The following is a 25,377-nucleotide window of genomic DNA, read 5'->3' as shown; positions in this document are numbered from 1 at the left end:
CGGCGTGTTTCCCGACTATCCGACCCGGATCGTAAGTAACGTGGGTTCCTAGCGCCAACGCGCGGAAGGGCGCGATGATGGCCGCCCGGTTAGTCAGAGGGTTCGCTCATTCACCGGAGCAGGCGCTGACGAAAGCTCTAAAAACTTCGTTTCCAGCGTGCTCGACGGTCGCAAAGAGCTCCTGGTGCCATTGAAGTCCGACAGCAAACGGGTGCGACGAAACCTCGATTGCCTCGACGACGCCATCCTCGGAATGTGCGCTTGCAATGACACCCTTGCCTAACTGAGCGACGGCTTCTCGATGGAACGTATTCACCTGGAGGTCTTGCGCACCAATCATTCCGGCGAGTCTCGATCCCTCCACTATTCTTATTTTATGAAGCTGGCCTCGTTTATCGTGCTCAAGGGCATTTGGCACAAAAGCTTGCACATCCGGCGCGAGTAGACATCCGTTGAGACAGGCGAGCATCTGCATTCCCGCACAGATGCCGAGTACCGGCTTACCCTGAGCCACATAGGCTTGGACGATAGCTCGCTCCACAGCAAAGCGTTCTGAGGGAGGCGCCTTCGAAACTTGACCGGGGAGGTACCATTCGTCGGGGCAGGCGAAGCGGCCGCCTACCGAAAGCACGCCATCGAACTCTCGTATGACGATGTCCACCATCTCGACAATGTAGGGAATGCCAAACGGCAACCCTCCGGCATCGCATATCGCCCGGAAGTAGTTTTTCGAAATCTCATAGCGAGTTGCGTCGCCACTCGTGTTCTCATCCAGGATGACGGCTATTCGGGGTCTGCTGGGCATGGGCGCTGGTCCGCTGGTGGCCGGGACAACAAGGCTGACGCTTGTTTGCCCGCACTGGGCAGGGAATACGAGGATGTCGGCGAGACAGACATCCACGGAGTGTTACGCACCCGTCCCTCGCCGTCAACCGAGGGTTTAGTAACCGTCACGGCTTTTTTGGATCGACAGGTTCTTCGGAGGCCTCTGTCGAAGTGCGAAGAGTGGTGTCAATTCGGCACAGCCTCAGGAACAATTAAGCAAATCCCCAAGCAACTGTTTTTGCAAAGACAACTCGGCGACCCGCTCGCGCAGCCGCGTAACCTCAGCCTCAAGTTCCGCTAGACGATCCGATTGAGCAAGCAACAACCTTCCCACTTCCTCTCCTTTCACATAGCGTCCAAAAGTCTCCAGGCCTCTAACGGGCCCCATTCCGATCCTGCTCGGCCTCGACCCGAGCGCTGGTCGCCGACAAATCATGCAGCTTTCCCCCCAGCCGCAGGCACGCCGTGACTACCCGCGACTGACACCCGGTACAGCAAAAAAATCAAAGCGACATTCGCGAGCCCTACGAGCAGAAGGAGCGTACGAGAAACGCCGCTTATTCCATCACCATCGCATGGTCGCTTTCGCCGGACGCAGGCGCGCTGCGCAGCAGCAGGACGAGGGGAATGGCGGCAAGCGAAAGGATCATCATCAGTTTGAAATCGTCGATGTAGCTGATGACTGAAGCCTGCGTTTGGATGACCTGATCAAGTGCCGCGCGTCCGCCCGCGGTCCAGGGACTCAAAGCCTGCCGCACGGCGCCGTTGTCGAACGCGTGATTGAATGCCGTGACATGGCTGGCGATGGTGGCGTGATTGACCTGATTGTTTCTGGTCAGCAGATAGGAGACCACCGATATTCCCACGCTGGAGCCGACGTTCCGCGACAGGTTGTAGAGACCGGTAGCATCGGTGCGCTGTTCAGGTGCGAGCGTGGCGAACGTCACCGTCGTGAGCGGGACGAACAGGAATCCAAGTCCGGCGCCCTGGATGAATCCGGTTACCGCGATGGTCCACTGCGAGACGTTCTGATTCCATCCGGTCATGTCGTACATGGCCCAGGCGGTCAGCAGCAGTCCGGTCATGAGCAGCAGCCTGATATCGATCCGTCCGATCAGGCGGCCGACCAGGAACATGCAAGCCATGGTGCCGAGGCCGCGCGGGCCCATCACGATCCCCGCGGTCACCACGGGATAGCCCATCAGCGTCTGCAAATAGGGCGTCAACAGCGCCAGCGACGCCAGATAAGTTATCCCGACAATGAAGATGAACAGCACCCCGACGGAGAAATTGCGATCGAGAAACAGCCTGGGATTCACGAAGGAGTTCTTCGCCGTGAAGGTATGGACGAGGAAGACGTAAAGCGCCGATCCGCAGACCACCGCCTCGATCAGAATTTCGACGGAAGAGAACCAGTCGAGTTGCGCGCCCCGGTCCAGAAACACCTGCATGGCGGCGATAGCGAGGCTCAGGCTGCCGAATCCGAGCCAATCAAGCTTCGCTGCGGCGCTGGTCCTGGTCTCCCTCAGAAAGAACGATATGCCGGCGAATGCGAGCACGCCCAAAGGCACGTTGATATAGAACACCCATCGCCAGCTGTAGTGGTCGGTCAGCCAGCCGCCGATCACCGGCCCCAGTACGGGCCCCACCATCACCGATACGCCGAATACGGCCATCGCGGACCCGCGTTCCTCCACCGTATAGATGTCGAGCAGAACAGACTGGCCAAGTGGAACGAGGGCGGCGCCGAAAAATCCCTGCAGCAATCTGAAAGCCACGATCTCGACCAGCGATTGCGCAACGCCGCACAGCACGGATGCAAGCACGAAGCCGACGACGGCCACCATCAGGACTCGTTTGCGGCCGAACCGGTTGGCGAGAAACCCCGATGGTGGGGTCATGATGGCCGCGGCCACGATATAGGAGGTCAGCACCCAATTGATCTGATCTGCGCTCGCCGACACGCTGCCCTGCATATAGGGAAGCGCGACGTTGGCGATCGTCGTATCCAGCGCCTGCATGATGACGGCGAGAATGACACACAGGGTAACCGCGGGCCGGTTGATCGGCTGCGTATTCGCAGACGCATCAGCCATGTTCAGCCCCCGATCCGAAGAGACCGGTTAGGAAACCGGGAAATCCGCGGGCATGTCCGGTGTCGACATTCACCTCCACGCTCATGCCGACGCGCAGCGGCGGTTTGCCGGGCGCATTGTTGACACGGATGCGCATTGGAATGCGTTGGACGACCTTGACCCAGTTGCCGCTGGTATTCTCGGCCGGAAGCAAGGAGAAACTCGAGGCAGATGCCGGGCTTATGCTGTCGACCGTTCCGGCCCATCGCTCGTCCGGATAGGTATCGACGTCGACCGTGACTTTTTGCCCGGGCTTGACGTAGGTCAGTTCGGTTTCCTTCGGGCTGGCCTGAACCCAGACATGATCGGTCGAAACGATGTTGAATGCCGATGCGGCGGCGGCAAGGTACTGGCCGGGCTGCAGCGACGGCACGTTGGTCACGATGCCGGCGAACGGCGCTCGTACGATGGTGTGCGCAAGCTGGCGCGCGGCCTCGTCGCGCGCGGCTACCGCATCCTTGTACCTGGGATGGGCTTCGATCGGCGCGTCGGGGTCGCCGTTGAGGTTTGCGGCAATGCCGGCAAGCTGCGCATTCAACGAGGCAAGCTTCTGCTGCGACCCTTGCAGGGTGTTGCGGGCGGCATCGAAGGTGGCCTTTGGCGTGAAGTTGTTGGCGATCAATTGCTCCTGGCGCTGGAAGTTGACCATGTTGAAGTCGACATCCTTCTGCGCCTGTTCGACCTGGGCCTGCATGTTGCGATAGCTGGCCTGCAGCGCGACGAGATCGTTCCGCGTACTTCCGATCTGAGCCTCCGCGCGATCCAGCGCCAGTTGAAACTGCAGAGGGTCCAGCTTGAACAGGATTTCGCCTTTGGCGACCTTTTGATTATCGTGGACCAGGACTTGTGTGACGATTCCGGAGACATCGGTCGATAATCCGACCATGTCGGCCTGCACATAGGCATTGTCCGTGGACATCACGGCACCGCCGGTCACATAAAAATATCCGCCGACCAGGAGCACCACAGGCAACAGCGCGAACATCAGGGGTCGCCGCAGCGATTTTTTCGATGTTACGGAATCAGTCGCCGCGGCAACAAGAGGCGGTTCGTGCGGCGGCTTTGGCTCGGGCTTGCGGTCGTCCGGCCGAGCCTTGAATTCCGGCCTGTCAACCTGATCCGTGGCGGAGCCTTCCCTCGCATCCGGTAGGCGGCGCGCCAAACGATAGATCTTCTCGCTCGGACCGGAAGGGCCGCCTTGCCCCACGTCGGCACTCCCGAGTTTCGGATTGATTTCGCGTGGATCAGCCATGAGTTGCTCGCTTTTGTCCTGCCACCGACGAGTCGCACGCGTCCGTGAGATTTGATTTCAACGCTTGTAGTGTCTTCAGCAGGTGCAGCCCCTCGCTATCGGAAATCCCTGCAAGGGCCTCGCTGCTCGTCCTGTCGCTGAACTTTCTGCCCTCCGTCAGCTTCGGACGCGCGGCCCAGGTGAGACGAAGAATCCAGACCCGCCGGTCGGACGGGTGCGGATGCCGTTCGATCAATCCGAGCGACTGAAGTCTGTCCACGATGCGGCTAAGCGTGATCGGCTCCACGTCAAGGAGCTCCGCCAATCCGCTTTGGTTGATCCCTTCGTTTTGGGCCAGATACGTCAGCACCTGCCATTGCGACCGGGTCAGCCCGGAACCGTGCGCATTCTGCTCAAATCTCTTTCTGAGCAACCGGGCGACCTCGTGCAGCAGGAATCCGAGCGTGGGCGAATCGACTTCCACTTGTCTTCAACCTTCCGGGTAAGGGGCGCGAGTTCGGCACGGGACTGGGTTCCGCGACGGGCGCGCAGCCCCGCTTGAGAAGAACTTTACAAACAGCGTTCCTACCGTTAGCTGTTAATTAAACCAAACTGTATCGTTTATATACTATCGATTCAGACGGCTGGCAAGGAGGATTTTCGATGCCGAAAGATGGACGCCACGTTGTGGAACAAGGTGCAGCCATGGAGCGGCATGAGTTCCAAAACGAACCTTCCGCCGGAAACGAAACGCTCGCTCGCGTTGCTGAGCGGATTTCGTTATCGAAGATCCGCAACGTCGCGATGAGAGGCGAGGCCGACATCACGAACTTGGGGCGGCGGCTGGCGCTGACGATTCTTCACACGGTCGGGGAGGCGGAAGCGCAGTTCGTCGGCAAGGCCGTGACCCTCACCGACGGGACGGCGGGGACGGTAGAAGCCGTCTGGCTTGACGATTTCCACGGCCTGCGGCTCTCCATCAAAGGTCACCCTGGAAAGCGGCCTGTCTCAACCGTGAAATTCACGCAAGGGTAGATGCAGGTTTTCAGCGAGGCCTCACGCCGTTCAAGAACAGTTTGACGGCAGCCTGTCTGCGCTGTTCCTGAATCTTTGCAGGGGTTGTGATGCCATGGAGTTTGTCGGAATTCCCCAGCACAAGACTGAGGAACAGGTCGGCCGCCATGGCAGGGTCCTCGGTCTTGATCTGGCCGCGGTCGGCAAATTGCTGCAGCAGGATTGCGACGGCCCGAACCCCGCGCTGCCAACCCTCTTCATGCGCGAGCTTTGCCAGTTCCGGAAACTGGATGGCCTGCGCCGCAAGCGTTCGGCGCAGCATCACCACCTCCGGTGTCGAAGAATGGGCCAGCAGGTGCCGGCTGAGATCGTGCAGCGTCGTCTCGACGCTCCTTGGGTTGACCTTGGCGGCCTCGGCCGCCGCCGACAGGGGAGCGAGCCAGCGTTGAATCGTGGCCCGCAGCACGGCCGTGAACAGATCGCGCTTGTCATGGTAACGCGCATAGACGGTCGGCTTGCTGACGCCGGCCGTCTCCGCGACCGCGTCGATCGACGTGCAGTCGAAACCCCGCTCCATGAACAGCCTGGTTGCGACCTCGAGCAGGCGCGCGTCACGCCGCACGGCCTCCTCGCGGGTCGGTCGGCCGCCGCCGCCCCGCCGGGCAGGGCGCGTCGCTATCATGGTTGCTTCCTTCGCCATCCAAAGCCCCTTGTCAGGCAGCAGAAATTGGGTTATGTAAACGATACAGTATAGTTTTAATTTCCGGGTCGCAACTGTTCGTAACATGAATCGCACAAGCGCCGAATACTTGCGCACGCCGCGGGACGGGTCGCCAGCAAGGGGAGGATGCCGACGGAACGTGAGCCGGTATCTGAAACGACCTTCAAGAATTCACCGTTAGCGCCGGCGAAAAACCTCCCGTCCCATTAACGGTCGCCGCACGGAGCCGCCGAGCACAGCCCCCTCGGCGGCTCTTGGGGCGGGGCGGGGCGGGGCGGGGCGGGTCGGGGGGAGGGAGGAGCGCGGGTTCTTCCTCGCGGCATTTAGTGCATAATCGAAATTCATTTCAACCTCACGCGAGTCCCGCCATGTCCGTCCACCTCTACCTCGCCTTCGTCGCCGCCTGCATCGGCCTCGCGCTGCTGCCGGGCCCGGTCGTGACGCTGATGATCGCCAATGGCCTGCGCTATGGCACGCGCGCGGCGCTGACCAACATCCTGGGCGTCCAGGCGGGGCTCGCCATCGTGATCGGCATCGTCGCGGTCGGGCTGACCTCGCTGATGGCGACCATGGGCTACTGGTTCGACTGGGTGCGCTTTGCCGGTGCCGCCTATCTGGTCTGGCTCGGCATCAGGCTGATCCGTTTTCCGGCCGAAGCCGTCAAGGCCGACGAACCGCCGCGGCCGCCGCGCGGCGGATTTTTCCTGCAAGGGTTTGTGGTGCTGCTTTCCAACCCGAAGGTGATGATATTCTTCGGCGCCTTCATTCCGCAGTTCATGGACATGAGCCGGGATCACGTTTCGCAGGTGACGCTGCTCGGCGTCACCTTCATGGTGATCGCCGGCATGACGGACGCCGTCTACGCATTGCTGGCAGGCCGCGCGCGCCACTTCTTCTCGGCGCGGCGGACGAAGGCGCTGTCGCGGCTGTCCGGCGGCGTCATGCTCGGCGGCGGCGTCTGGCTGGCGCTGACCCGGGCGCGGTGAAGCGCGGACCGATCGTGAGGCCGCTCTCCGGTTCCATGAATTGGCCAGCAAGGCTGTCTCAGTTGGCGGCTGCTTCACGTCAAGGGGGAACATTTTGGGTCCGTGGGGATTGTGGGTCCAACACGGAGTTTGCAAATGTCGCAAATACTCGGACTCAGTCTCGCTTTGTTGCTCTTTGGCAGCGGCATATGGGCGAATGTCGGCGGCGGCTCACTTTCCCAGGACCGGGGCGCGTGGGTGTCGCACGCCAACCGATAGAGGCTCCGCGAGATCGGGCGCGCTCAGACGGCCCGACGCTCCGGCGAAATATCGTGCGAGTAGTGTGTACCTTCCACGACGGCCTGCAGACCGGCCATTTTGAGCGCGATGGGGTCTCGCTCGCCCTTTGCGGCATACGCAAGAATCTGGGAAGCGATCTCGGCTTTCATCGACGACGTGCGCTTCGCTTCGGGAAGCATTGCCGTGACATCGTCGAGCACGGACTTCATCAATTCGATCAGTTCGGGCTGAAAAACTGCACCTCTTGGGTTCATGGTTGCCTCCTGGGGTAACCGCCAGCGCCCTCAGGCGTATGCCCGTCGAGCCACGTCTCGTTCCGGCAGAGCGCGCGAAACAACGACGCAATGTGCCGATGCTTATTTCGTTCGGGGCCCGGCGGAAACGAGCGGGCATAGCGCAGAATGTTGCGTCTATGCTCAACAAGTTCCGCTTTGCTGTAGAGCGTTGGGTCTGGCGGCCATTCGCGAGCGACTGACGGCATGGTAGCCACCTTGGTCGGGCACCGCGTGATGCGGATGACTGGCAAATTTTGCCACTCCAGTTCCGGAGTCGGCGGTCAATATTGCTCACATTCGCAGATTTAACGGCTGCGGCTAACGCCGCCTTTCTGCGATCGCCGCGATTGAGATCAATATCGCGCAACCAGGATGATTGCGACGACAAGAAGTGCCGCGATGAGCGAAAGAGTGCGATCCAGGGATTTCGACCGCTGTTGTACGGCGTCGAGGGGAGGCATGAGGCTCACTCAAACTAAAGCCCTGCACGAAAGGGGCTGGGTGCCGAAACAGGGTTGAGTAAGTTTGGGGTCAGTTTCGATGCCGGGCGCAAACCCAATCTAGCGATGTGAGCGGCGCCTCGTCTGGTCAATAAGACACAATTCGCCAAATAAGGGGGTCGTTCGGCGCTGGGGCTATTTCTTTCGAGAGCAAGCGGGTGACGAGCGGCGGTTCGTTATTGTGCTCGGCGAGGACATCGGAACGAATACTGACACGGCGGATTGGTGTCTCCAGAGGTAACAGCGATGCAGAAGTTTTTCTTCGATATGAAAGATGGCGTCCCGCACAGGGATATAGTCGGGACGGAGTTCGATACAAAGGCCGAAGCCATTGAGCACTGCAGGGAAATTGTCCGGCACTTCCGCAGCGAGAGCCTCCGCGACGATCAGGACCTTGAGATATCTGTGGTCAATGCGCTGGGACGCGAAGTTCATCGAGAGTTCGTCCACCGGGATCGCGGTGGTTAACGGCAGGTGCCGGTGTTTGCCCGTTTCCGCAGTGATTACATTGCTCGCCCGCGCCTGGACGGGACCCTTTTTGAACGGCGAGGTCTGGTGATGATGAATAACTCGACTCACGAATTCGAACGCTTGTTGGGCAAGGCCGCGCTCGCATTGTGGTCCGACTTCCCTCGCGACGTGCAGGAGAGACTCTTCGAAACGGCTGTGGCAGGCGAAGTTGTCATTCGAAACCATTTGGCCTCGTACCTGCACGACCACCATCCGAAGACGGCGCATCCAGCAAAGCCGACGCAGTTAGCCTAGAACGAGCTAACAGGCCGCCCGGGATAGAAGAACCGACCTGTCGGGCGAGCGACCAGGCTTCTGGTCTGGCCCCGACCGACCAAACCGCAAGGTCCGCGCGTCCAAACGCCTCGGCTTGCGGTTCCGCCGCAATCGGGCGATAGGAGAGGTTCCATGGCGGGCTGCCCCCGTGCCGGGGGATGTTGGGGGAATGGCATGATCTCGACCACCTCGATGCCGACGTCGATCCCGCACCCGAATATCCTGTTCATCGATGGCCTTCCGGGTTCCGGCAAGAGCACGGCGGCGAAGGCCGTCGGCGACTTTCTTTCCAATAGCCGGGTATTCGCCGAGACCGCTCAAGATCATCCCCTGCTGGTGGGTGCGCCCGACCGGATGGGAGCAGCGTTCGCGGACATTCACGAGATACACTCGACGGATTCGTTTGCCGCCGCAGCGCTTGACAGGCTGGAATCTTTCCTGGAGAGCGCCGGATGTGATGTGCTGTACGTCTTTGAGAGCCATCCCATACAGAGCACGGTTCGGGTGCTTTTTCAGCTGGACGCGCCTCAGGCGACGATACTGCAGTTCTGGTCGGATTTGCAGGATCGGCTGGCTTTGGTGCAACCCCGGTTGGTCTACTTCCAGGAGAGCAATCCCCTGCAAGCCATCAGGGAGATCAATCGCCTGCGCGGGCCGGCCTGGGAGAGCTACCTGATTGAATCATTCAAGCACACACCATGGATGCAGGCGCGCGCCCTTTCCGGCGTCGAAGGCGCCGATCGGATGATTGTCGCGTATGCGGAGTTAGTCGATCAGTTGGCAGGTTTGTGGCGGTTCCCGATGTTGAAGCTCCCCGCCCGGCCGGAGAGCTACCAAGCACGCACGGATGCGCTGACCAGATGGGTAATGGCGCCGGCTAGCTCCGACCGTCAGTAGCGGCCGTTGCGCGACCGCTTTCGCCGATCATGATCGACGGCACATTGGCCCATTAATCCAAATGCCTTCGGAACTCGCTGGGAGTGACGCCGAGCCGCTTGCGGAAGGTAGCCGTCATGTGGGCGTGGGAGGCAAAACCCGATGCGTGCGCGATCCCGCCCAGGTCGAGCGCGGCATTCCGCAGCAGCGTTCTCGCGCGTGAAACCCGGCGATCGATGATGTAATCGTGCGGCGCCTGGCCGACGGCCGCGTGGAAGGCGCGGCAGAAGAAGCCGGCGGAAAGCCGCAACGCGCCGGCCAGCTCTTGAACCGTGAGCTTCGCATCCAGCCTTGCCTCGATCAGGTCCTCGATGAGTCTCAACCGGCGCGGCGTCATCCAGCATCGGGCAGCGGGCTCGATGGAATAGCCACCCAGGACATGAATCGTCCGCTGCTTCAACGTATCGACCAGTCGTTCGCATTGCAGTTCATCGATCCGATCGCCCGCTAATAGAAGGCGGCGCAGCTGTTGCGCAGTGTCAATCGCGACCGGGTCGATGACATCGCTGAAACGCCGCGGCCACGGCCACGGTTCTTCGTGCTGCTGCTTTTCAACCGTGATCTTCAGGTACTCGCCGCCGTGCCTTGACTGCGAGTAGACATCGCAACCTGCCGGCACATAGGCGAGCCCGTTGGCTCTTGCGCGAAAGGCGGCCTTGCGGTCGCTGCCAAAGGCGTGGACGCCGACCTGGCCGTCGAAGGCAAAGCCTATGACCGGCAGATCAGCCGTGTAGGCCGCCTGATACGGATGACGCGGCAGCAACTCGGCGCACCACGAGCCCGGCACGGCGCAGCGGCGCGGCCGTGATGCATGCTGGTTTGCGGCTTCGTGCATGATGCCTTGCATGCCCCATCCTATCGCAAATCCCGGCCGCAATCAGTGCGTCCGGAATATTTTGGGTCAGATTCTTGAAAGCGCCGACGACCCGATCGCGCTATCGGTCGGGATCGATGGCGAGGGGACAAGACATGCCGCTGTTCACGCTGGACGAGCTCGAGGCCACCACGGCGAGGGTTCGCACCCTGGTGCCGCCGACCCCCGCTTACGCCTGGCCGTTGCTCGCCGAAAGAACCGGCGCTGAGGTCATCGTCAAGCACGAGAACCACACCCCGACCGGATCGTTCAAGGCCCGCGGCATGCTGGTCTATATCGAGGCCTTGCGCCGTTCCGGTGCCGCGCTAAAGGGGCTGGTCACGGCCACAACCGGCAATCATGGCCAGTCCGTCGCGATCGCGGCGGCGCGCAGCGGCATTCCGTCGATCATCGTGGTCCCCAACGGCAATTCGAGCGAAAAGAACGCCGCCATGAAGGCCTTCGGCGGCCAGTTGCTGACGGCCGGTAAGGACTTTGACGAAAGCCGCGTTGTCGCCGAGCAAATCCAGTGTGAGCGCGGCTATCATTTCGTCCCGGCTTTTCACCGCGAACTCGTGAAGGGTGTGGCGACCTGCGCCCATGAGCTGTTCACAGCCTGCCCCGACCTCGACGTGGTCTATGTGCCGATCGGCATGGGCTCGGGGATCTGCGGCCTGATCACATTGCGGGACCTTCTCGGGCTCAAAACCGAGATTGTCGGCGTCGTCGCCGAAAACGCGCCGGCGTTTGCATTGTCGTTCGAAGCGGGCCGCCCCATCAAGGCCAACTCGGCGCGGACATTCGCCGACGGAATGGCGTGCCGCGACCCGCAACCGGAGGCGTTCGAGATCATCGCCGCCGGCGCCGCACGCGTCGTTGCGGTCAGCGAGGATGATATCGCGCAGGCCGTCCGCATCTACTACACCACGACCCACAATCTGGCCGAGGGCGCCGGCGCCGCGCCGCTTGCGGCGCTGCTGAAAGAAAAGAATCGCTATGCCGGCAAGCGCGTCGGCCTGATCCTGTCGGGTGGCAATATCGACATGGCCGTCTTTGCGCAGATTCTGCGCGGCGAGACGCCTGCCGCCTGATGTCCGAAAAAGCTCCAAACCCGTGCCAAGCTGTCCGCCGCATCGTCTTCGGTGAAATGGCCTGGGTCGACGTTGGTTCGGGCGCACGCGCCAGACAAGCCGGCGCCGGTGGCCGGCACATACGGGTTCTGGAGATCACCCCGGAGATGGTTCATCCGGAGTGGTGCGAGAAATGAAGCCGTCGCCGGTTCCATAGTGCATGGATGGTGGCAAGTGAATTGAAGGGTGACCTTGTCGGTCTGAATTTGCAAGAATAGACCTATCGCGACGCAATACAAACTCGACGCGATCGGATATGTTTTCGACGACAAGTATCGGGTGCGAAGGGCGAGACTTTGCGACATGGCGGAGCGCCTCAATCGGCACCTTGTGTTCGTCTTCCGTCCCGATAGGCAAGACCCCTTGTAGCTCTCGGACAAAGAGCAGGATTGAAAATGAAGGGATCAGATCTTCTCGTTGCTGCTCTGGAGAACGAGGGCGTTGATCGTATCTTCGGTGTACCCGGTGAGGAAAACCTCGATGTCGTCGAAAGCCTTCGGCGATCCTCCATCGAACTGGTGGTAACTCGTCACGAGCAGCCGGCAGCTTTCATGGCGGCGACCTACGGACGGCTCACCGGAAAGCCGGGGGTCGCGCTCAGCACGCTCGGTCCGGGAGCACTCAACCTCGTTACCGGCGCCGCTTACGGATTTCTTGGTGGCATGCCGATGGTTCTCATCACGGGTCAGAAGGCGATACGCCAAAGCCGACAGGCCCATTTCCAGATTGTCGATATCGTCGCAGCCATGCGCCCGCTCACCAAGCAGTCACAACAGATCGTGAGCGCGTCGAGCATTCCAACCCTCGTTCGGAATGCCTTTCGCGTTGCAGCCGAAGAACGTCCCGGTCCGGTTCATCTGGAACTACCTGAAGACGTTGCTGCGGAAGAGGTAGGCGATGTTCCGCTGGTGCCGGCCCATGCCGCAGAACTGCCGGTTCCGTCGCCGGAAGCCATCAAGCGCGCATCCGACTTGATCCTGTCCGCCAAATATCCGCTGCTGATGTTTGGCGCGGCGGCAAGCCGTCCTCAACTTGCGCTGGCTCTTTCCCAATTTGTACGCCGCGTCCGCATCCCCTTCTTCAATACACAAATGGGGAAGGGGGCTGTCGGGGGTGCTGCGGACTTCTATCTCGGCACCGCCGCCTTGAGCGAACGCGACTACGTCCACCAGGCAATCGATCGCGCTGATATCATCGTGACGATCGGACACGACACTGTCGAGAAGCCGCCCTTCCTGATGACCCGCGGGCGGCATGAGGTCATTCACATCGGGTTCGTGCCGGCGACCGTGGAAGAGGTGTATTTTCCTCAGGCGGAAGTGGTCGGCGACATAGCCAAAGGCCTTGATCTGCTCGCCGGTCGGCTGGAAGGCAAGCTGAAGATGAATCCGGACTGGGTGGGTTTGCGGAAGGATATTCTGGGTCACATCACCGATCGCGCGGAAGAGGATCGTTTCCCTTTGACGCCGCAACGCATCGTGCACGACGTCAGGCAAGTCATGCCGCCTGACGGAATCGTGACGCTCGATAACGGCATGTACAAGATCTGGTTTGCGCGCAACTACCGCACCGACGTTGCGAATACCCTTCTTCTCGACAACGCACTGGCAACGATGGGAGCCGGTTTGCCATCCGGGATGATGGCGGCATTGCTTTATCCCGCGCGCCGCGTACTGGTCGTGGCAGGGGACGGCGGGTTCATGATGAACAGCCAGGAGCTTGAAACCGCGCGGCGGTTAAATCTCAATCTCGTGGTTTTGATCATTGAGGACCACGCCTATGGCATGATTCGGTGGAAGCAGGCCGTCGACGGTTTCGCGGACTGGGGCTTGACCTTCGACAATCCCGACTTCGTCGCGTACGCCGCCGCCTATGGCGCCGGAGGTCGGCGGGTTACGACGGCATCGGGGCTGGCCCCGGCGCTGGAGGAGGCATTTTCCGCGGGTGGGTTGCAGCTGATTGCCGTTCCAATCGACTACAGCGAAAATGTGCGGGTTCTGGTCGACGAGCTTAGGCGTATGCAAGACTAGGTGACGAAGTCTATCGTGCGTGCAGGACGAACCGCGCGTGTGGCGCTCCATGCTCGTGCGAAGCCGTACCGCGTTTCTTGCTTTTCCCTTTCGGGATGGCCGCTTGATAAGTAGATTGCGGTGCAGCGAGCACGGGAAGCGCCAGCCACTAAATGAGGGCTTGCCGGGCCGTTGTCCTTGCCGGGCCGCCCCGAGAAGGTATTGAATGCGAGAGGGAGCCGACGAGGCGTCCCCCGGTCAAAACAAGCGGCACGAGCTCGGAGCAAGTCCGACACGGCGGGGCCGATCATCCGGAGACGCCGATCAAAGCAATGTAGGGAGCGAGATACAATGAGCCGAAGAAATCTGATGATGCTCGTCGCGTTGCTGGCAGCGACGGCCAACCCTGCCGCTGCGCAGGTCAAGATCGGTGTGCTCAGTGACATGAATTCGCTCTATGCCGATATCACCGGCAAGGGCACCGGCGTCGCGGCCCATATGGCGGCCGAGGATTTCGGCCCGGTCCTTGGCAAGCCGGTCGAAATCGTGACTGCCGACCATCAAAACAAAGCCGATGTTGCGGTGAACATCGCCCGCAACTGGTACGACAATGAAGGCGTAGACATGATCACCGACGGCGGTTCTTCCGCCGTCGCGCTCGCGGTCGAGGAGGTTTCACGGCAAAAGCAGAAGCTTGTGCTGTTCAACGGACCGGCCAGTTCCGACATCACCGGCAAGAACTGCTCGCCTTACGCCGCGCATTGGAACTATGACACCTATGCGCTTTCTCACGTCACCGGCTCCGCCATCGTGAAGTCCGGTGGGAAGTCATGGTTTTTCATCGGCGCCGATTATGCGTTTGGACATGCATTGGAGCGCGATACCGCCGAGGTCGTGGCGAAGGAAGGCGGCCAGGTCCTGGGCGCCGTCTACGCGCCGATCAACACCTCGGATTTCTCCTCCTTCCTGCTGCAGGCCCAGGCGTCCAAGGCGGAGATCATCGGCCTCGCGAACGCCGGCGGCGATGCCACCAATTCGATCAAGCAGGGCGCCGAGTTTGGACTCATCCAGCATGGCCAGAAGTTCGCAGCCCTGTTGATGTTCATCACCGACGTCCACTCGCTCGGGCTCAAGACCGCGCAGGGACTTCAATTCACCAGCGCTTTCTATTGGGATCAGAATGACGCGACCCGGGCCTTCTCCAACCGCTTCATCAAGGAGGTCGGCCACATGCCGACCATGGTGCAGGCGGGTGTCTATAGTGCGACGATCCACTATCTGAAGGCGGTCAAGGCGTTGGGCAGCAAGGACCCGCTCAAGGTGATGGAGAAGATGCGGGAGACGCCGATCAACGACTTCATGACCCACAATGGCCAGTTGCGGATCGACGGGCGCGTGCTTCGCGATATGTATCTGCTTCAGGTCAAGACACCTGAGGAATCAAAAGGACCATGGGATTACGCACGCATTATCGAGACTGTTCCGGGTGATAAGGCTTATCGGCCGCTGGACGCGGGGGGATGCCCGTTGGTCGAGGCAGCCAAGAAAGATAGCTCGCAGACCAAATGAGGATTGTCGCGGTGCCGATTTTCCGGACACTGATTTCAAATCGCTGACGCTTTTACAATCTGCAAATCGTGTCAGTCGCGATTCGACCGATTTAGCATCTCCATTGGTCTCCAATGGGGAGCATGGTGGAAGCCGGCTGCCGGGCCCATCGGCAGGGAGCCGTTATTTGCCGCTACTGTTTTGACGCGGTCCAGCTTCCGACACATCCGTCGGAGCGCCGGTACGAACCGGCGCCGCTGCGGCTCGAAAAACGGCCGGAACTGGTCCAGCTAACGCCTCCGCCAGCTCCAGCGGCGGCAGCCGAACCGTTCGGACTGACATGACCAGAAAGGCCTTCCCCCAGAATCCTGCCGCTCGTGATGACTATAGCGCCGTTGACGGTACCCCCGCAGCCGACGCTGACGACGGCCCATGCGCCGTCGAAATTGCCTCCACCGCCAACCCCGCCGCTGCTTCGCGAGGCATGACGCGACTCCTCGGCCTCGGGCTTGCTGCGTCGTGCCGGCCTTGAGGGTTCAACCGCCCGAGGCGCTTCGCGCGTACCGGATACCGACTTGTCGACATTGCCGATGCTGCCGCCGGTGCTCCCTGACTGCGCATGCGCCACGCCCGGCAAAGCGACAACGGCAAGCGTGACCAACTGCAGCGCAGCTTTAGCAAGATATCGAATAATGCTTCGCATAATACAACGGCTTTTCAATGAACAGGATCCTGGCGGTCCGGGCCCATCGGCACACACCGCGTCGATATTGCGGCAAAGATTTGCCGGTCTCGCCGCACTCGTCAAGCGCTGCGTGCTTCGCCATCCGGGCCAGCGAAGGATTTTCCCGATATCGCACTTCCGATTCTGGCACGAACTGGGCCAACCAGGCCGGCCTGATGATGTCCGTTGATCGGGCATACCGGACGTTGCGGTAGAGGGTAAACCGGGGCGATTGCCTCAACGGGCAATTTTAACTCCTGCCCAGATAGGCGACGGCTTCTATCTCCACCAACACTTCGGGCTTTGCAAGGGACCGCACTTCTACAAGCGTGGAAGCTGGAAAATCTCCCGTGAAGAACTCGCGGCGCGCTCGCCAGACCTCGGTATTGTTCTTGATATCGACTACATAGATCGTCATCTTGACCAGGTTGTCCATCGTTCCACCGGCCGCTTTGACGATGCGATCAATGCGTGAAAATATTTGCCTGGTCTGTTCGTACTCATCCTTCCCGACTATCCCGGTGCCGCCTTCAAAGGGGCGTGCTACCTGGCCGGCGATGAACAGCATGTCACCTGCGCGTATGGCGTTTGACCACAGACCGGGGGCGACCTCAGCAACATCAGGGACGGACAGCTTTGTCCTGGGCATGGCATTCTCCTTGTGAAGTTGATCTCGGCTATGCGTCGCTATTCGTTTATCATTCAAACAGTGGCCGGGCGCTGGCCTTCGAGGGGCGCGCGCCACAAAACAGCGCCCGTTTGTGCGCGACGGCGGCCGGCCGCTTCAGGGCGAGCCGAAGCTTCATCGACCGGGCCCCGTCGACGTCGGACGACAATCGGTGAGAGCGGCGTCCGACCGGCGTGCGGGCCGTCTGCGCGTGGCCGCGACCCATCTCAGCCGTGTTTCACCATCGGGCACGCGCTCTCGCTCAGGGGGCGCGCCGCTTCCTCGGCCGGCACCGTGGCGAGCAGCTTGAGATAATCGAAGGGATATCTGGATTCCGAGGGCTTCTTCACCTGCAACAGGTAATAAGGCCGCATCACACGCCCGTCCTCACGCACCGTGCCCTTGGTGTAGAAGTCGTCGACCGGAAGTTCCTTCATCTTGGCAACGACCGTAGTGGCGTCGGTCGTGCCGGCCGCCGCCACCGCCTTGAGGTAGTGCAACGTCGCGCCGTAGGTCCCGGCATGGATCATGCTTGGCGGCTTCCCGCCGTTGCGGGCGAGGAAGCGTTTGGTCCAGGCGCGGGTCGCGTCGTCGAGATCCCAGAAGAAGGTCTCGCTCGCGATCAGGCCCTGCGCCGCTTCGAGGCCAAGCGCGTGGGTGTCGGGAAGCTGCAGCAGGAGTGCCGCCAGGCGCTGGTCGCCGCTGCGGCCCAGGCCGAATTCCGCGGCCTGTTTGATCGCGTTGACGGTGTCGCCGCCGGCGTTCGAGAGAGCGACGATCTTCGCCTTCGAGGCTTGCGCCTGCAGCAGAAAGGACGAGAAGTCGGCGGTATTGAGCGGATGCCGCACGGACCCCAGCACCTTGCCGCCGCCGGCCGTGACGAACGCCGTGGTGTCGCGCTCGAGGGCATGCCCGAACGCGTAGTCGGCGGTGATGAAAAACCAGCTATCCCCACCCTGCTTCACCAACGCCTTGCCGATCGTCGCCGCAAGGCCGTAGGTGTCGAAGCTCCAGTGCACGCCGTGCGGCGAACAGGCTTTTCCGGAGAGATCCGAGGTGGCGGCGCCGGTGTTGATGTCGATGGCGTCGTGCGTGCGCGTCACCTCGCGCACAGCTAGCCCCACGGCCGAATTGGGAATGTCGAGGATGACGTTGACGCCGTCATTCTCGATCCATTGCCGCGCGATGCTGGCGCCGATGTCGGGCTTGTTCTGGTGGTCGGCGAAGATGACTTCGATCGGCCGGCCCAGCACCTTGCCGCCGTAATCCTCGACCGCCATGCGCGCGGCGTGGACCGAGCCCATGCCGGTCAGATCCGCGTACAGTCCCGTCTGGTCGTTGAGGACACCGAGCTTCACCGGTTGCTGCGCGACCGCGGCGGTGGTGAGCCCCGCTCCCCACAAACTGAGCGCGAGCGCGGCGATAACGTTGCGATGCATGAAAAACCTCCCCTTGCCGTAGCGACCGCTGAATGCCGGCCGTGTTGGCGCGATCGTACAGGGGAAGAGCATCGCTGCAAAGCGGGGCGCTGGCTTTTGCTCCCGCGCCGTGCATCAGCGCGGCATCGGAGCGACAGGGCAGTGGTAATAGATCGGCGAATCCGCCCATCAGCGGGATGTAGAAACGGAGCCATGGTAGAACCATTGCGGCACCGCCAAACGAAAGGGGCGGCAACAGATATGTTCTCCCTAACGCCACCGCTCGCGCCAACCGAGGCAAAATTAAAAACCAACGCATGTTCTTCGCCGCCTGGTCGCGGCAAGCGACCAAAGCCATGGTCTCATGCTTGCGTCATTCAGCCGCCGAGCGCCGGTCGCGAAACTGCTCGGCCATCCAGTCGATGAACACGCGCAGGCGCGGCGACAGCTGCCGCGTATGGGAGTAGAGGACGTGGACGGGGAGCGGCGACGGCGGAAAGCCGGCGAGCACTTCGACCAGCGCGCCGCTGGCAAGCTCGGAAGCGACGCGATAGCGCGGCACCTGGATCAGTCCGAGGCCGATGCAGGCGCACGCAACGTTGGTCTCGGGACCGGTCACCGTCACGATCGCCGGCAACGTGACCTGACGCGCCTTGCCGCCGGCGCCGAACACCAGCGAAACGACTTCACCGCTGTCGGGTGACAGAAATCCGACCATCTCGTGACCTGCGAGATCGTCGGGCGTCTGCGGCGTGCCGAAGCGGCCGAGATAGTCGGGGCTCGCGAAGGTCCCTCGCTCGAGCAGCGCCAGCCTGCGCTTGATCAGCGGACTGTCGCTCAGTTCACCGGCCCTCAGGATGCAGTCGAGACCTTCGCGGATCATATCCAGCGGCTGGTGCGCTTCGCTGAAGTGCAGCCGGATGCCGGGATATTGCTGCCGGAAGCGCGGCAGGCCCGGTAGCAGGAAATAACGCGCCAGGGTGCCGTGAATGTCGACCCGAACCAGCCCCGACGGCTTGGCGCCGACGAAGGCGCCCTCCGCATCCTCCATGTCCGCGATCAGGCTCACGCAGCGCTGGTAATAGGCCTCGCCGTCCAGGGTCGGACTGACCTGCCGCGTCGTCCGCTGCAATAGCCGTACCCCCAACCGCGCCTCCAGTCCCTTCACGGCATCGGTCACCGAGGATCGCGGCAGGCCAAGATCGTCGGCGGCCTGGGTGAAACTGCGCCGCTCCACGATGCGGGCGAAGACGCGCATGGCGTCGAAGCGATCCATTGTTCGGTCTTTCGAATTATGATGTCGGATTATGCCTGATTATCCGCCACGGGGGAAGGTGCATCTTGCATGCATCAAGCGCCGGTTGTCGGCGCCAACCCAACGGAGAAAAACCATGATCACCTCAACCAATCGAGTTGCCATCGTCACCGGCGCTTCGGGCGGCATCGGCGCCGCGGTTGCCGAGCGCCTGGCCAGGGACGGCTTCACCGTGGTGGTGAATTATGCCGGCAATAGTGCTTCAGCAGCGGCGGTGGTCGCCAGGATCGAGGCGGCCGGCGGCCGGGCCGCGGCGGCGCAAGCCGACATCTCGGACGTCGCCGCCGTGGCACGCCTGTTCGAGTCGACCGAAACCGCGTTCGGCGGCGTCGACGTGCTGATCAACAATGCCGGGATCATGAACCTGGCGACGATTGCGGATAGCGACGACGCCCTGTTCGATCGCCACATCGCGGTCAACCTGAAGGGGACCTTCAACACGCTCCGCGAAGCGGCGCGCCGCCTGCGTGATGGCGGCCGGATCGTCAACTTCTCCTCCAGCGTCACCGGCCTGCTGCAGCCGGGTTACGGCGTCTACGCGGCAACCAAGGCCGCAGTCGAGGCGATGACCAGCATCCTCGCCAAGGAGTTGCGCGGAAGAAACATCACCGCCAACGCCATCGCGCCGGGACCGACCGCGACCAGGCTCTTCCTCGACGGCAAGCCGCAGGAGGTGATCGACCGCCTGTCCAGGCTGGCGCCGCTGGAACGGCTCGGCCAGCCGCAGGATATCGCCGATGCGGTCGCCTTCCTCGCAGGCCCGGACGGCGCCTGGATCAATGGCCAGACGCTGCGCGCCAATGGCGGGATCATCTGACCCGCATCCCCTTCAAACCTGAACACGCTGACCATGGAGATTCCATCATGAGCAAGAAGATCATTCTCATCACCGGCGCTTCCAGCGGTTTCGGCCGCCTGACGGCCGAAGCGCTCGCCAAGGCTGGAAACACCGTCTACGCCTCAATGCGCGACATCGCTGGCCGCAATGCCAGGAACGCGGCCGAGATGGCCGAGACCTCGAAGCGCGATGGCGTCGACCTGCGCGCGATCGAGCTCGACGTTCAGTCCGAGCCGTCGATCGATGTGGCGGTCGAGAAGATCATGGCCGAGAGCGGCAAGATCGACGTGCTGGTCCACAATGCGGGTCACATGATGTTTGGCCCGGCCGAGGCGTTCCTGCCCGAGCAATTCGCGGTGCAGTACGACGTCAACGTGCTCGGCACGCAACGCGTCAACCGGGCCGTCCTGCCGCACATGCGCGCGGCGAAACAGGGTCTGCTTCTCTGGATCTCGAGCAGCAGCTCCGCTGGCGGAACGCCGCCCTATCTCGCGCCCTATTTCGCGGCCAAAGCGGCGATGGACTCGCTGGCCGTCCTCTATGCGCGCGAGCTTTCGCGCTGGGGCATCGAGACAACGATCGTCGTGCCGGGCGCGTTCACCAAGGGCACGAACCACTTCGCGCATTCCGGGCGTCCGGCTGACGAGGCGCGGGTCGCGGAATATGAAGCTGGCCCCTACAAGGGCTTCGGCGAAGAGGTGTTGAAGGCGTTCGCCGCGATCGTCCCCGACGACGCCGAGCCCAGCGGCGTGGCTGACGAGATCGTCAAGGTCGTCGACATGCCCTTCGGCAAGCGTCCGTTCCGGATCCACTACGATCCGACCGAGGACGGCGCCAATGTCGGCTTTACCGTGCTCGACCGCCTGCGTGCGGAGATGCTGCATCGGGTCGGCCTCTCCGACCTGCTGAAGCCCAGTGTCCTCGTCTAGTGACGACTTCCCCCAGCATGACATTCCAGCACGTAAGGAGACAGACAATGCAGACGTCAATCGATACGGCGCGCGAAGCGCGCAAACCGACGGGGTCGTCACGCCTGGCCAAGGCCGCAGCCCTGGTCGCAGCGATCACGCTCGCGACACTGGCCGGCGCGGCGATCGCCGCCGGCCAGCCCCAAGGCCAGATGGCGAGCGATCTTGCCACCCGCGATCGGGACATCCACTGGCCGGCCGGGTTCGAGCCGGAGAAAGCGGACCTGTTCGCCCACAACGAAGCCCGGCTGAACGCCTCGTGCGACATGGTCTGGCGGCATATCGTCGACGCGCGCGCATGGCCCACCTGGTATCCCAACGCGCAGGACGTGACGCTCCTTGGCAATGCCGAGGCGCTCGCGCCCGATGTCCGCTGGCGCTGGACGACCTTCGGTCTCGCGATCGAGAGCCGCGTCCATGAGTTCGTGTCCGGCCGCCGGCTCGGCTGGTTCGGCGGCGCACCGGGCGAGGCGCCGGCCTTCTACCATAGCTGGCTGCTGAAGCCCGACGACAACGGTTGCCGGGCCATCATGGACGAGGCAGGCGTCGGTCCCGGCGCCGTGGCCTTCCGCGAGGCCGACGAAGGCCGGATGCATCGCGGCCACGCGCTTTGGCTCGCCACGCTCAAATGGGTGTCCGAGGGGCGCTAGCCCGCTCGGACAGCCTCTTTCCAGACTTCCAATCCATCTCGCGGCAACCGGCTCTCCCGGATGCCCAACATGCCGTCCCATGCGCGGTTCAAAAAGGATAAGAATTAAACTTTACGAACGTACAGTAATATGGCATGGTCGGTACGGTCGGACGGAGGATGCTTGGCTTGTCAGCTTCCCGGCATCGTCAAACGTCGATGCGAAAGCGTCGCAAAAAGCCAGGGTGGAATGATGATCGAGGAGAGGGACATCAGCGTCGCCATGCGGGACGGCACGCGGCTTGCCGTCGACGTTTACCGCCCCGATGCGCCAGGCAAATACCCCGTGCTGTACGCGTCAGCGCTGCACAACAAGGACATTCAGGGTCCTGACATCGCGGATATCCTGCCGCCGCAACCTGCGCACGCGCCGCTCTGGTTCGGCCCGATCGAGGCGGGCGACACACGGCGCTTCATCGCCAACGGCTATGTCCATGTCATCGCGCAGCCGAGGGGCTCCGCCAAATCGGAAGGACACTACGGCTACGAGGATACCGACCACTACGATCTGATCGAATGGATCACACGACAGCCCTGGTCAGACGGCAAGGTCGGAATGGTCGGCATCTCCGGTTATGCCGGTGAGCAATGGCGCGCCGCCGCGCAGGGACATCCGGCGTTGAAGGCCATCTTTCCCTATGACGCCTGCAGCGCCTATGGCGGCATGTTCGGTTTCCGCGACTTCAATCCCGGCGGGGTCTTGCACAGCTTTCCCTATCTGCTCGACGTCTTCAGCACGGTTCATGAGTCGCGCGACCGGCCCGCGGAACTTCCCGCCGCGGACGAAGAACTCTGGCGCCGCGCCATGCGGAATCCGGACTACAAGCAATACATCAACCTCTACAACATTCTTACCCAGAAGGGGCAGCGGACGTTCATCATGTATCTCATGATGACGCATCCCTGGGAGTTCGACGGCACCGTCGAGCGCGCGGAAGAAACTTTTAGGAAAATCAAAATACCATTCTATACCGGCTCGGGAGCCTACGCCTACACGTACAAGCTCCATTGGCTGGGCGCCCAGCACTACTTCGGGAATGTCGATGCGCCAAAGAAGCTGCTGTTTACCGGGCCGGCTCACCTGGAACGGCCGTTCCATCAATACCACGACGAGATCATCCGCTGGTATGACCATTGGCTGAAGGGGAAGAACACCGGCATCATGGACGAACCGCCGGTGCGCTACTGGCTGATGGGCGCCAACGAGTGGCGGACCGGAGCGAATTGGCCGCTGCCGGAGACGCAGTGGACCAAATACTATCTCTCCCACTGGGAGACGCTGTCGACCGAGCCGCCGCGACCGGCCTCGGAGCTTGGCGCTGCGGCACGCGAGCCCGATGTCTTCACGCAGATGCCGCTGACGCGGACGACGAAGGTCGAACGGCTACGCTACATGACTGATCCCCTGCCGCACGACGTTACTGTCGCAGGCCCAATCACGCTGACGCTGCACGCGGCGATCGATCAGGAAGACACCAACTGGATCATCGTGCTCAAGGACGTGGGGCCTGACGTCTCAGTTCGGACCGCACGCGAGGGTGAGCGCGATGTTCCATCGATACTGCCCGAACGTGAACTGACGCGAGGCTGGCTGAAAGCATCCTACCGGGCACTCGACGAGAAGCGCTCAAAACCCTGGGAGCCGTTCCACAGACTGACGCAGGACGCCATTGCTCCGGTCGAACCGGGCGAAGTGGTCGAGTACCAAATACAGATCCTCGCTACCGCAAACCAGTTCAAGGCAGGTCATCGGATCTGCGTCGACATCACATCCCTGGATGTGCCCACGGGCACCGGGGCGATGACCAATGTCGAGTACATCCCCTACCACGTCTGCAGCAGCAAGACCGTCACCCACAGGATCTACCGTGACGCGGAACGGCCGTCGCATTTGCTGCTGCCCATCATCCCCGAGCCCGCCAACCGGCGTCCAGCCTGACTTCTGCACAAGGAGCACATGTTGCATGACAACGATCCGATTTGAACGAGACGGCGCGATCGGAAATATCGTGCTGGCCAATCCCCCCTTCAACCGGCTCGACCTGCGTTTCGCGGCAGCCTTGCGGGCCGCCGTGCGCCAGGCCAGCGAAAGCGACATACGCGTGCTTGTTGTTCGATCGGAGGGGCCGCATTTCAGCTTCGGCGGCGAGGTGCGTGAATGGCCGGGCAGGGACGTCAACTGGTTCAGGACGTTTGTCGCTGACATCAACGTTTCCTATCGCGCCATCGAGATGCTGAAAGTACCGACGGTCGCGGTCGTGCAGGGGATCGCCTTCGGCGGCGGTTTCGAACTTGCGCTGGCCTGCGATTTTCTTGTCGCGGCCGACAATGCGATCCTTCGCTGCGTCGAAGTCACGACGGCGATGCTGCCGATCGCGGGCGCCCTGCAGCGGATCGCCGAGCGCGCCGGGCGCGCTCGCGCATCGCGTTTCGCCATGCTTGGTGAACCGATGTCAGGACGCGAAGCAGGCGCGCTCGGAATTGCGACGCATGTGGTACCCGAGAACGAGCTTTCAGCGACCGCGTCTGCACTGGCTCGGCAACTCGCGACCGGGCCGACCAGGTCATACGCCGCGACGCGTACGCTGCTCAAGGTCTGGTCGAGCGGAGGGATCGCCGCCGCGGACCTTGTAATGCTCGACGTTGCAATGGAGCTCTACAACGGTGCCGACGCCCAGCGCGGCTTTGCCAACACGGCAGAAGCCTTCAACAAGGACATCGAGCCGCCGACGCTCGTCTTCGAGGGAAAATGAGCCGGCCGCGAAGGTCCAACACTTCGCTTGGCGTTCGGTTGGGAGCCATGTTAATTGAAGGCCAGATGCCGCAGAAAACGAGGCCGGCCACCGGGCGCCGGGAGCGCCCGCGCAAGAGAGCCGAACAACAGCGTTCGATCGAGACGCGAGCCGCGATCCTCGATGCCGCGATCGCGGAATTTGCCGAGCGGGGATTCCAAGCAGCGAGCATTCGCGCCATCGCCGATCGGCTCGGCCTGCAACATCCGCTGATCACCTACCATTTTCGCAGCAAAGACATTCTCTGGCGGGCCGCAGCGGAGCATGCCTTCGCGCAGATACGGACCGAGTGGGATATTCTGGCGCCCGAAGGATCCGATTTGTCGCCGCTGGCGCGGCTGCGGAGGGAGTACACGACGCTTTTCCGGTATACCGTCGCGTTTCCTGAATTTCATCGGTTCATGCGCCAGGAAACCTTGACGAATAATCCACGGCTGAAATGGGTGGCGGAAACGGTCTTGGCTCCGCTTCTGGCGCGATTGCTGCCTCAGATCATTGAGGCTCAGAAACAGGGTCTCCTTCCCGCCGTCGATCCCATTCTCTTTCATTATATGATGGTAAGCCTTACCGCCACGCTCTCTGAGTTCGGGCCGGAAATGCAGGTTACAAGTGGACTGTCCTGCGAAAACCCGGAGGTTGTCGAAGCGTATTGGCGTCTGGTTGACGAGACGGTCTTCGGACAGGAGCCGGAGACCGATCGGACGCGCTGAAGGCGTGTCCGTTTGCTCGACGGGACCAT

At 61.9% G+C, this 25,377-nt stretch carries 23 protein-coding genes; 12 read left to right on the top strand and 11 right to left on the bottom strand.

Features of this window, described 5'->3' with window-relative positions:
* Nucleotides 1–106 precede the first annotated feature (106 nt).
* The 4 genes from VK804_RS04015 to VK804_RS04000 all read right to left on the bottom strand — a co-directional run bounded on the left by VK804_RS04015 (nucleotide 107) and on the right by VK804_RS04000 (nucleotide 4,675).
* Nucleotides 107–805, bottom strand: a complete 699-nt coding sequence (locus tag VK804_RS04015; protein WP_325368080.1) for a gamma-glutamyl-gamma-aminobutyrate hydrolase family protein — start codon at nucleotides 803–805, stop codon at nucleotides 107–109.
* Nucleotides 806–1,382: 577 nt separating this feature from the next.
* Nucleotides 1,383–2,921 carry a DHA2 family efflux MFS transporter permease subunit gene (locus VK804_RS04010; RefSeq protein WP_325368078.1) on the bottom strand — a complete coding sequence of 513 codons (1,539 nt, stop codon included), beginning with the start codon at nucleotides 2,919–2,921 and terminating at the stop codon, nucleotides 1,383–1,385.
* A complete protein-coding gene (locus tag VK804_RS04005; protein ID WP_325368076.1) occupies nucleotides 2,914–4,212 on the bottom strand; it encodes an HlyD family secretion protein in 1,299 nt (432 codons plus the stop codon). The genes VK804_RS04010 and VK804_RS04005 overlap by 8 nt, the downstream gene beginning before the upstream one ends.
* Nucleotides 4,205–4,675, bottom strand: a complete 471-nt coding sequence (locus tag VK804_RS04000; RefSeq protein WP_325368074.1) for a MarR family winged helix-turn-helix transcriptional regulator — start codon at nucleotides 4,673–4,675, stop codon at nucleotides 4,205–4,207. Before VK804_RS04000 ends, VK804_RS04005 begins: the two co-directional genes overlap by 8 nt.
* Before the next feature lie 179 nt (nucleotides 4,676–4,854).
* Between VK804_RS04000 and VK804_RS32945 the strand changes: the two genes are divergently transcribed.
* Complete coding sequence (locus tag VK804_RS32945) at nucleotides 4,855–5,226, top strand: hypothetical protein (RefSeq protein ID WP_414642714.1); 372 nt, start codon at nucleotides 4,855–4,857, stop codon at nucleotides 5,224–5,226.
* 10 nt (nucleotides 5,227–5,236) lie between these two features.
* Here the strand turns inward: VK804_RS32945 and VK804_RS03990 are convergent, their stop codons facing one another.
* Nucleotides 5,237–5,887: a TetR/AcrR family transcriptional regulator gene (locus tag VK804_RS03990; protein ID WP_325368072.1), complete on the bottom strand. Its 651-nt coding sequence runs from the start codon at nucleotides 5,885–5,887 to the stop codon at nucleotides 5,237–5,239.
* A 407-nt stretch (nucleotides 5,888–6,294) separates the two neighbouring features.
* Between VK804_RS03990 and VK804_RS03985 the strand changes: the two genes are divergently transcribed.
* Nucleotides 6,295–6,912, top strand: a complete 618-nt coding sequence (locus tag VK804_RS03985; protein ID WP_325368070.1) for a LysE family translocator — start codon at nucleotides 6,295–6,297, stop codon at nucleotides 6,910–6,912.
* A gap of 281 nt (nucleotides 6,913–7,193) precedes the next feature.
* Here VK804_RS03985 and VK804_RS03980 read toward each other — a convergent pair whose 3' ends face one another.
* Complete coding sequence (locus VK804_RS03980; protein WP_325368068.1) at nucleotides 7,194–7,445, bottom strand: hypothetical protein; 252 nt, start codon at nucleotides 7,443–7,445, stop codon at nucleotides 7,194–7,196.
* A 656-nt stretch (nucleotides 7,446–8,101) separates the two neighbouring features.
* Entirely contained in the window at nucleotides 8,102–8,662 is a 561-nt protein-coding gene (locus VK804_RS33070) for a hypothetical protein (protein WP_325368066.1), read from the bottom strand.
* 264 nt (nucleotides 8,663–8,926) lie between these two features.
* On the opposite strand from VK804_RS33070, the gene VK804_RS03970 reads away from it, so the two are divergent.
* The gene (locus VK804_RS03970) at nucleotides 8,927–9,649 is read left to right on the top strand and encodes a hypothetical protein (protein WP_325368064.1); all 723 of its coding nucleotides are present in this window, start codon (nucleotides 8,927–8,929) and stop codon (nucleotides 9,647–9,649) included.
* A 52-nt stretch (nucleotides 9,650–9,701) separates the two neighbouring features.
* On the opposite strand, the gene VK804_RS03965 is transcribed toward VK804_RS03970, so the two are convergent.
* On the bottom strand, nucleotides 9,702–10,535 hold the full coding sequence (locus tag VK804_RS03965) for a helix-turn-helix transcriptional regulator (protein ID WP_325368062.1): 834 nt from the start codon (nucleotides 10,533–10,535) through the stop codon (nucleotides 9,702–9,704).
* 122 nt (nucleotides 10,536–10,657) lie between these two features.
* On the opposite strand from VK804_RS03965, the gene VK804_RS03960 reads away from it, so the two are divergent.
* The 3 genes from VK804_RS03960 to VK804_RS03950 all read left to right on the top strand — a co-directional run bounded on the left by VK804_RS03960 (nucleotide 10,658) and on the right by VK804_RS03950 (nucleotide 15,249).
* Nucleotides 10,658–11,632, top strand: a complete 975-nt coding sequence (locus tag VK804_RS03960; protein WP_325368060.1) for a threonine dehydratase — start codon at nucleotides 10,658–10,660, stop codon at nucleotides 11,630–11,632.
* 434 nt (nucleotides 11,633–12,066) lie between these two features.
* Complete coding sequence (locus VK804_RS03955) at nucleotides 12,067–13,701, top strand: acetolactate synthase large subunit (protein ID WP_325368058.1); 1,635 nt, start codon at nucleotides 12,067–12,069, stop codon at nucleotides 13,699–13,701.
* Between the two features lie 330 nt (nucleotides 13,702–14,031).
* Entirely contained in the window at nucleotides 14,032–15,249 is a 1,218-nt protein-coding gene (locus tag VK804_RS03950; protein ID WP_414642716.1) for an ABC transporter substrate-binding protein, read from the top strand.
* 953 nt (nucleotides 15,250–16,202) lie between these two features.
* On the opposite strand, the gene VK804_RS03945 is transcribed toward VK804_RS03950, so the two are convergent.
* The 3 genes from VK804_RS03945 to VK804_RS03935 form a co-directional block, all read right to left on the bottom strand.
* Complete coding sequence (locus VK804_RS03945) at nucleotides 16,203–16,601, bottom strand: RidA family protein (RefSeq protein ID WP_325368056.1); 399 nt, start codon at nucleotides 16,599–16,601, stop codon at nucleotides 16,203–16,205.
* A gap of 245 nt (nucleotides 16,602–16,846) precedes the next feature.
* On the bottom strand, nucleotides 16,847–18,058 hold the full coding sequence (locus VK804_RS03940; RefSeq protein ID WP_325368054.1) for an ABC transporter substrate-binding protein: 1,212 nt from the start codon (nucleotides 18,056–18,058) through the stop codon (nucleotides 16,847–16,849).
* A gap of 352 nt (nucleotides 18,059–18,410) precedes the next feature.
* Nucleotides 18,411–19,313: a LysR family transcriptional regulator gene (locus tag VK804_RS03935; protein ID WP_325368052.1), complete on the bottom strand. Its 903-nt coding sequence runs from the start codon at nucleotides 19,311–19,313 to the stop codon at nucleotides 18,411–18,413.
* A gap of 115 nt (nucleotides 19,314–19,428) precedes the next feature.
* Here VK804_RS03935 and VK804_RS03930 point away from each other — a divergent pair, with 115 nt between their 5' ends.
* The 6 genes from VK804_RS03930 (at nucleotide 19,429) to VK804_RS03905 (ending at nucleotide 25,348) form a co-directional block, all read left to right on the top strand.
* On the top strand, nucleotides 19,429–20,169 hold the full coding sequence (locus VK804_RS03930; RefSeq protein WP_325368050.1) for an SDR family oxidoreductase: 741 nt from the start codon (nucleotides 19,429–19,431) through the stop codon (nucleotides 20,167–20,169).
* A 47-nt stretch (nucleotides 20,170–20,216) separates the two neighbouring features.
* Nucleotides 20,217–21,119, top strand: coding sequence for an SDR family oxidoreductase (locus tag VK804_RS03925; protein ID WP_325368048.1), 903 nt, complete (start codon nucleotides 20,217–20,219; stop codon nucleotides 21,117–21,119).
* Between the two features lie 47 nt (nucleotides 21,120–21,166).
* Nucleotides 21,167–21,808, top strand: coding sequence for an SRPBCC family protein (locus VK804_RS03920; RefSeq protein ID WP_325368046.1), 642 nt, complete (start codon nucleotides 21,167–21,169; stop codon nucleotides 21,806–21,808).
* Between the two features lie 231 nt (nucleotides 21,809–22,039).
* Entirely contained in the window at nucleotides 22,040–23,785 is a 1,746-nt protein-coding gene (locus VK804_RS03915; protein WP_325368044.1) for a CocE/NonD family hydrolase, read from the top strand.
* 25 nt (nucleotides 23,786–23,810) lie between these two features.
* Nucleotides 23,811–24,599: an enoyl-CoA hydratase/isomerase family protein gene (locus VK804_RS03910; protein ID WP_325368042.1), complete on the top strand. Its 789-nt coding sequence runs from the start codon at nucleotides 23,811–23,813 to the stop codon at nucleotides 24,597–24,599.
* A 47-nt stretch (nucleotides 24,600–24,646) separates the two neighbouring features.
* Nucleotides 24,647–25,348: a helix-turn-helix domain-containing protein gene (locus VK804_RS03905; protein ID WP_325368040.1), complete on the top strand. Its 702-nt coding sequence runs from the start codon at nucleotides 24,647–24,649 to the stop codon at nucleotides 25,346–25,348.
* The last annotated feature ends 29 nt before the right edge of the window (nucleotides 25,349–25,377 follow it).

The organism is Bradyrhizobium sp., assembly GCF_035484855.1.
Lineage (GTDB): Bacteria > Pseudomonadota > Alphaproteobacteria > Rhizobiales > Xanthobacteraceae > Bradyrhizobium.
Note: the sequence above shows the minus strand (reverse complement) of the source record. Positions and strands in the feature narration are given on the sequence as shown.

Bases quoted from the DNA above. Each gene is read 5' to 3' on its own strand.
- VK804_RS04015 (WP_325368080.1), bottom strand. From the start codon at position 805: ATGCCCAGCAGACCCCGAATAGCCGTCATCCTGGATGAGAACACGAGT.
- VK804_RS04010 (WP_325368078.1), bottom strand. From the start codon at position 2,921: ATGGCTGATGCGTCTGCGAATACGCAGCCGATCAACCGGCCCGCGGTT.
- VK804_RS04005 (WP_325368076.1), bottom strand. From the start codon at position 4,212: ATGGCTGATCCACGCGAAATCAATCCGAAACTCGGGAGTGCCGACGTG.
- VK804_RS32945 (WP_414642714.1), top strand. From the start codon at position 4,855: ATGCCGAAAGATGGACGCCACGTTGTGGAACAAGGTGCAGCCATGGAG.
- VK804_RS03990 (WP_325368072.1), bottom strand. From the start codon at position 5,887: ATGATAGCGACGCGCCCTGCCCGGCGGGGCGGCGGCGGCCGACCGACC.
- VK804_RS03985 (WP_325368070.1), top strand. From the start codon at position 6,295: ATGTCCGTCCACCTCTACCTCGCCTTCGTCGCCGCCTGCATCGGCCTC.
- VK804_RS03980 (WP_325368068.1), bottom strand. From the start codon at position 7,445: ATGAACCCAAGAGGTGCAGTTTTTCAGCCCGAACTGATCGAATTGATG.
- VK804_RS33070 (WP_325368066.1), bottom strand. From the start codon at position 8,662: ATGGTTTCGAATGACAACTTCGCCTGCCACAGCCGTTTCGAAGAGTCT.
- VK804_RS03970 (WP_325368064.1), top strand. From the start codon at position 8,927: ATGATCTCGACCACCTCGATGCCGACGTCGATCCCGCACCCGAATATC.
- VK804_RS03965 (WP_325368062.1), bottom strand. From the start codon at position 10,535: ATGCAAGGCATCATGCACGAAGCCGCAAACCAGCATGCATCACGGCCG.
- VK804_RS03960 (WP_325368060.1), top strand. From the start codon at position 10,658: ATGCCGCTGTTCACGCTGGACGAGCTCGAGGCCACCACGGCGAGGGTT.
- VK804_RS03955 (WP_325368058.1), top strand. From the start codon at position 12,067: ATGAAGGGATCAGATCTTCTCGTTGCTGCTCTGGAGAACGAGGGCGTT.
- VK804_RS03950 (WP_414642716.1), top strand. From the start codon at position 14,032: ATGAGCCGAAGAAATCTGATGATGCTCGTCGCGTTGCTGGCAGCGACG.
- VK804_RS03945 (WP_325368056.1), bottom strand. From the start codon at position 16,601: ATGCCCAGGACAAAGCTGTCCGTCCCTGATGTTGCTGAGGTCGCCCCC.
- VK804_RS03940 (WP_325368054.1), bottom strand. From the start codon at position 18,058: ATGCATCGCAACGTTATCGCCGCGCTCGCGCTCAGTTTGTGGGGAGCG.
- VK804_RS03935 (WP_325368052.1), bottom strand. From the start codon at position 19,313: ATGGATCGCTTCGACGCCATGCGCGTCTTCGCCCGCATCGTGGAGCGG.
- VK804_RS03930 (WP_325368050.1), top strand. From the start codon at position 19,429: ATGATCACCTCAACCAATCGAGTTGCCATCGTCACCGGCGCTTCGGGC.
- VK804_RS03925 (WP_325368048.1), top strand. From the start codon at position 20,217: ATGAGCAAGAAGATCATTCTCATCACCGGCGCTTCCAGCGGTTTCGGC.
- VK804_RS03920 (WP_325368046.1), top strand. From the start codon at position 21,167: ATGCAGACGTCAATCGATACGGCGCGCGAAGCGCGCAAACCGACGGGG.
- VK804_RS03915 (WP_325368044.1), top strand. From the start codon at position 22,040: ATGATCGAGGAGAGGGACATCAGCGTCGCCATGCGGGACGGCACGCGG.
- VK804_RS03910 (WP_325368042.1), top strand. From the start codon at position 23,811: ATGACAACGATCCGATTTGAACGAGACGGCGCGATCGGAAATATCGTG.
- VK804_RS03905 (WP_325368040.1), top strand. From the start codon at position 24,647: ATGTTAATTGAAGGCCAGATGCCGCAGAAAACGAGGCCGGCCACCGGG.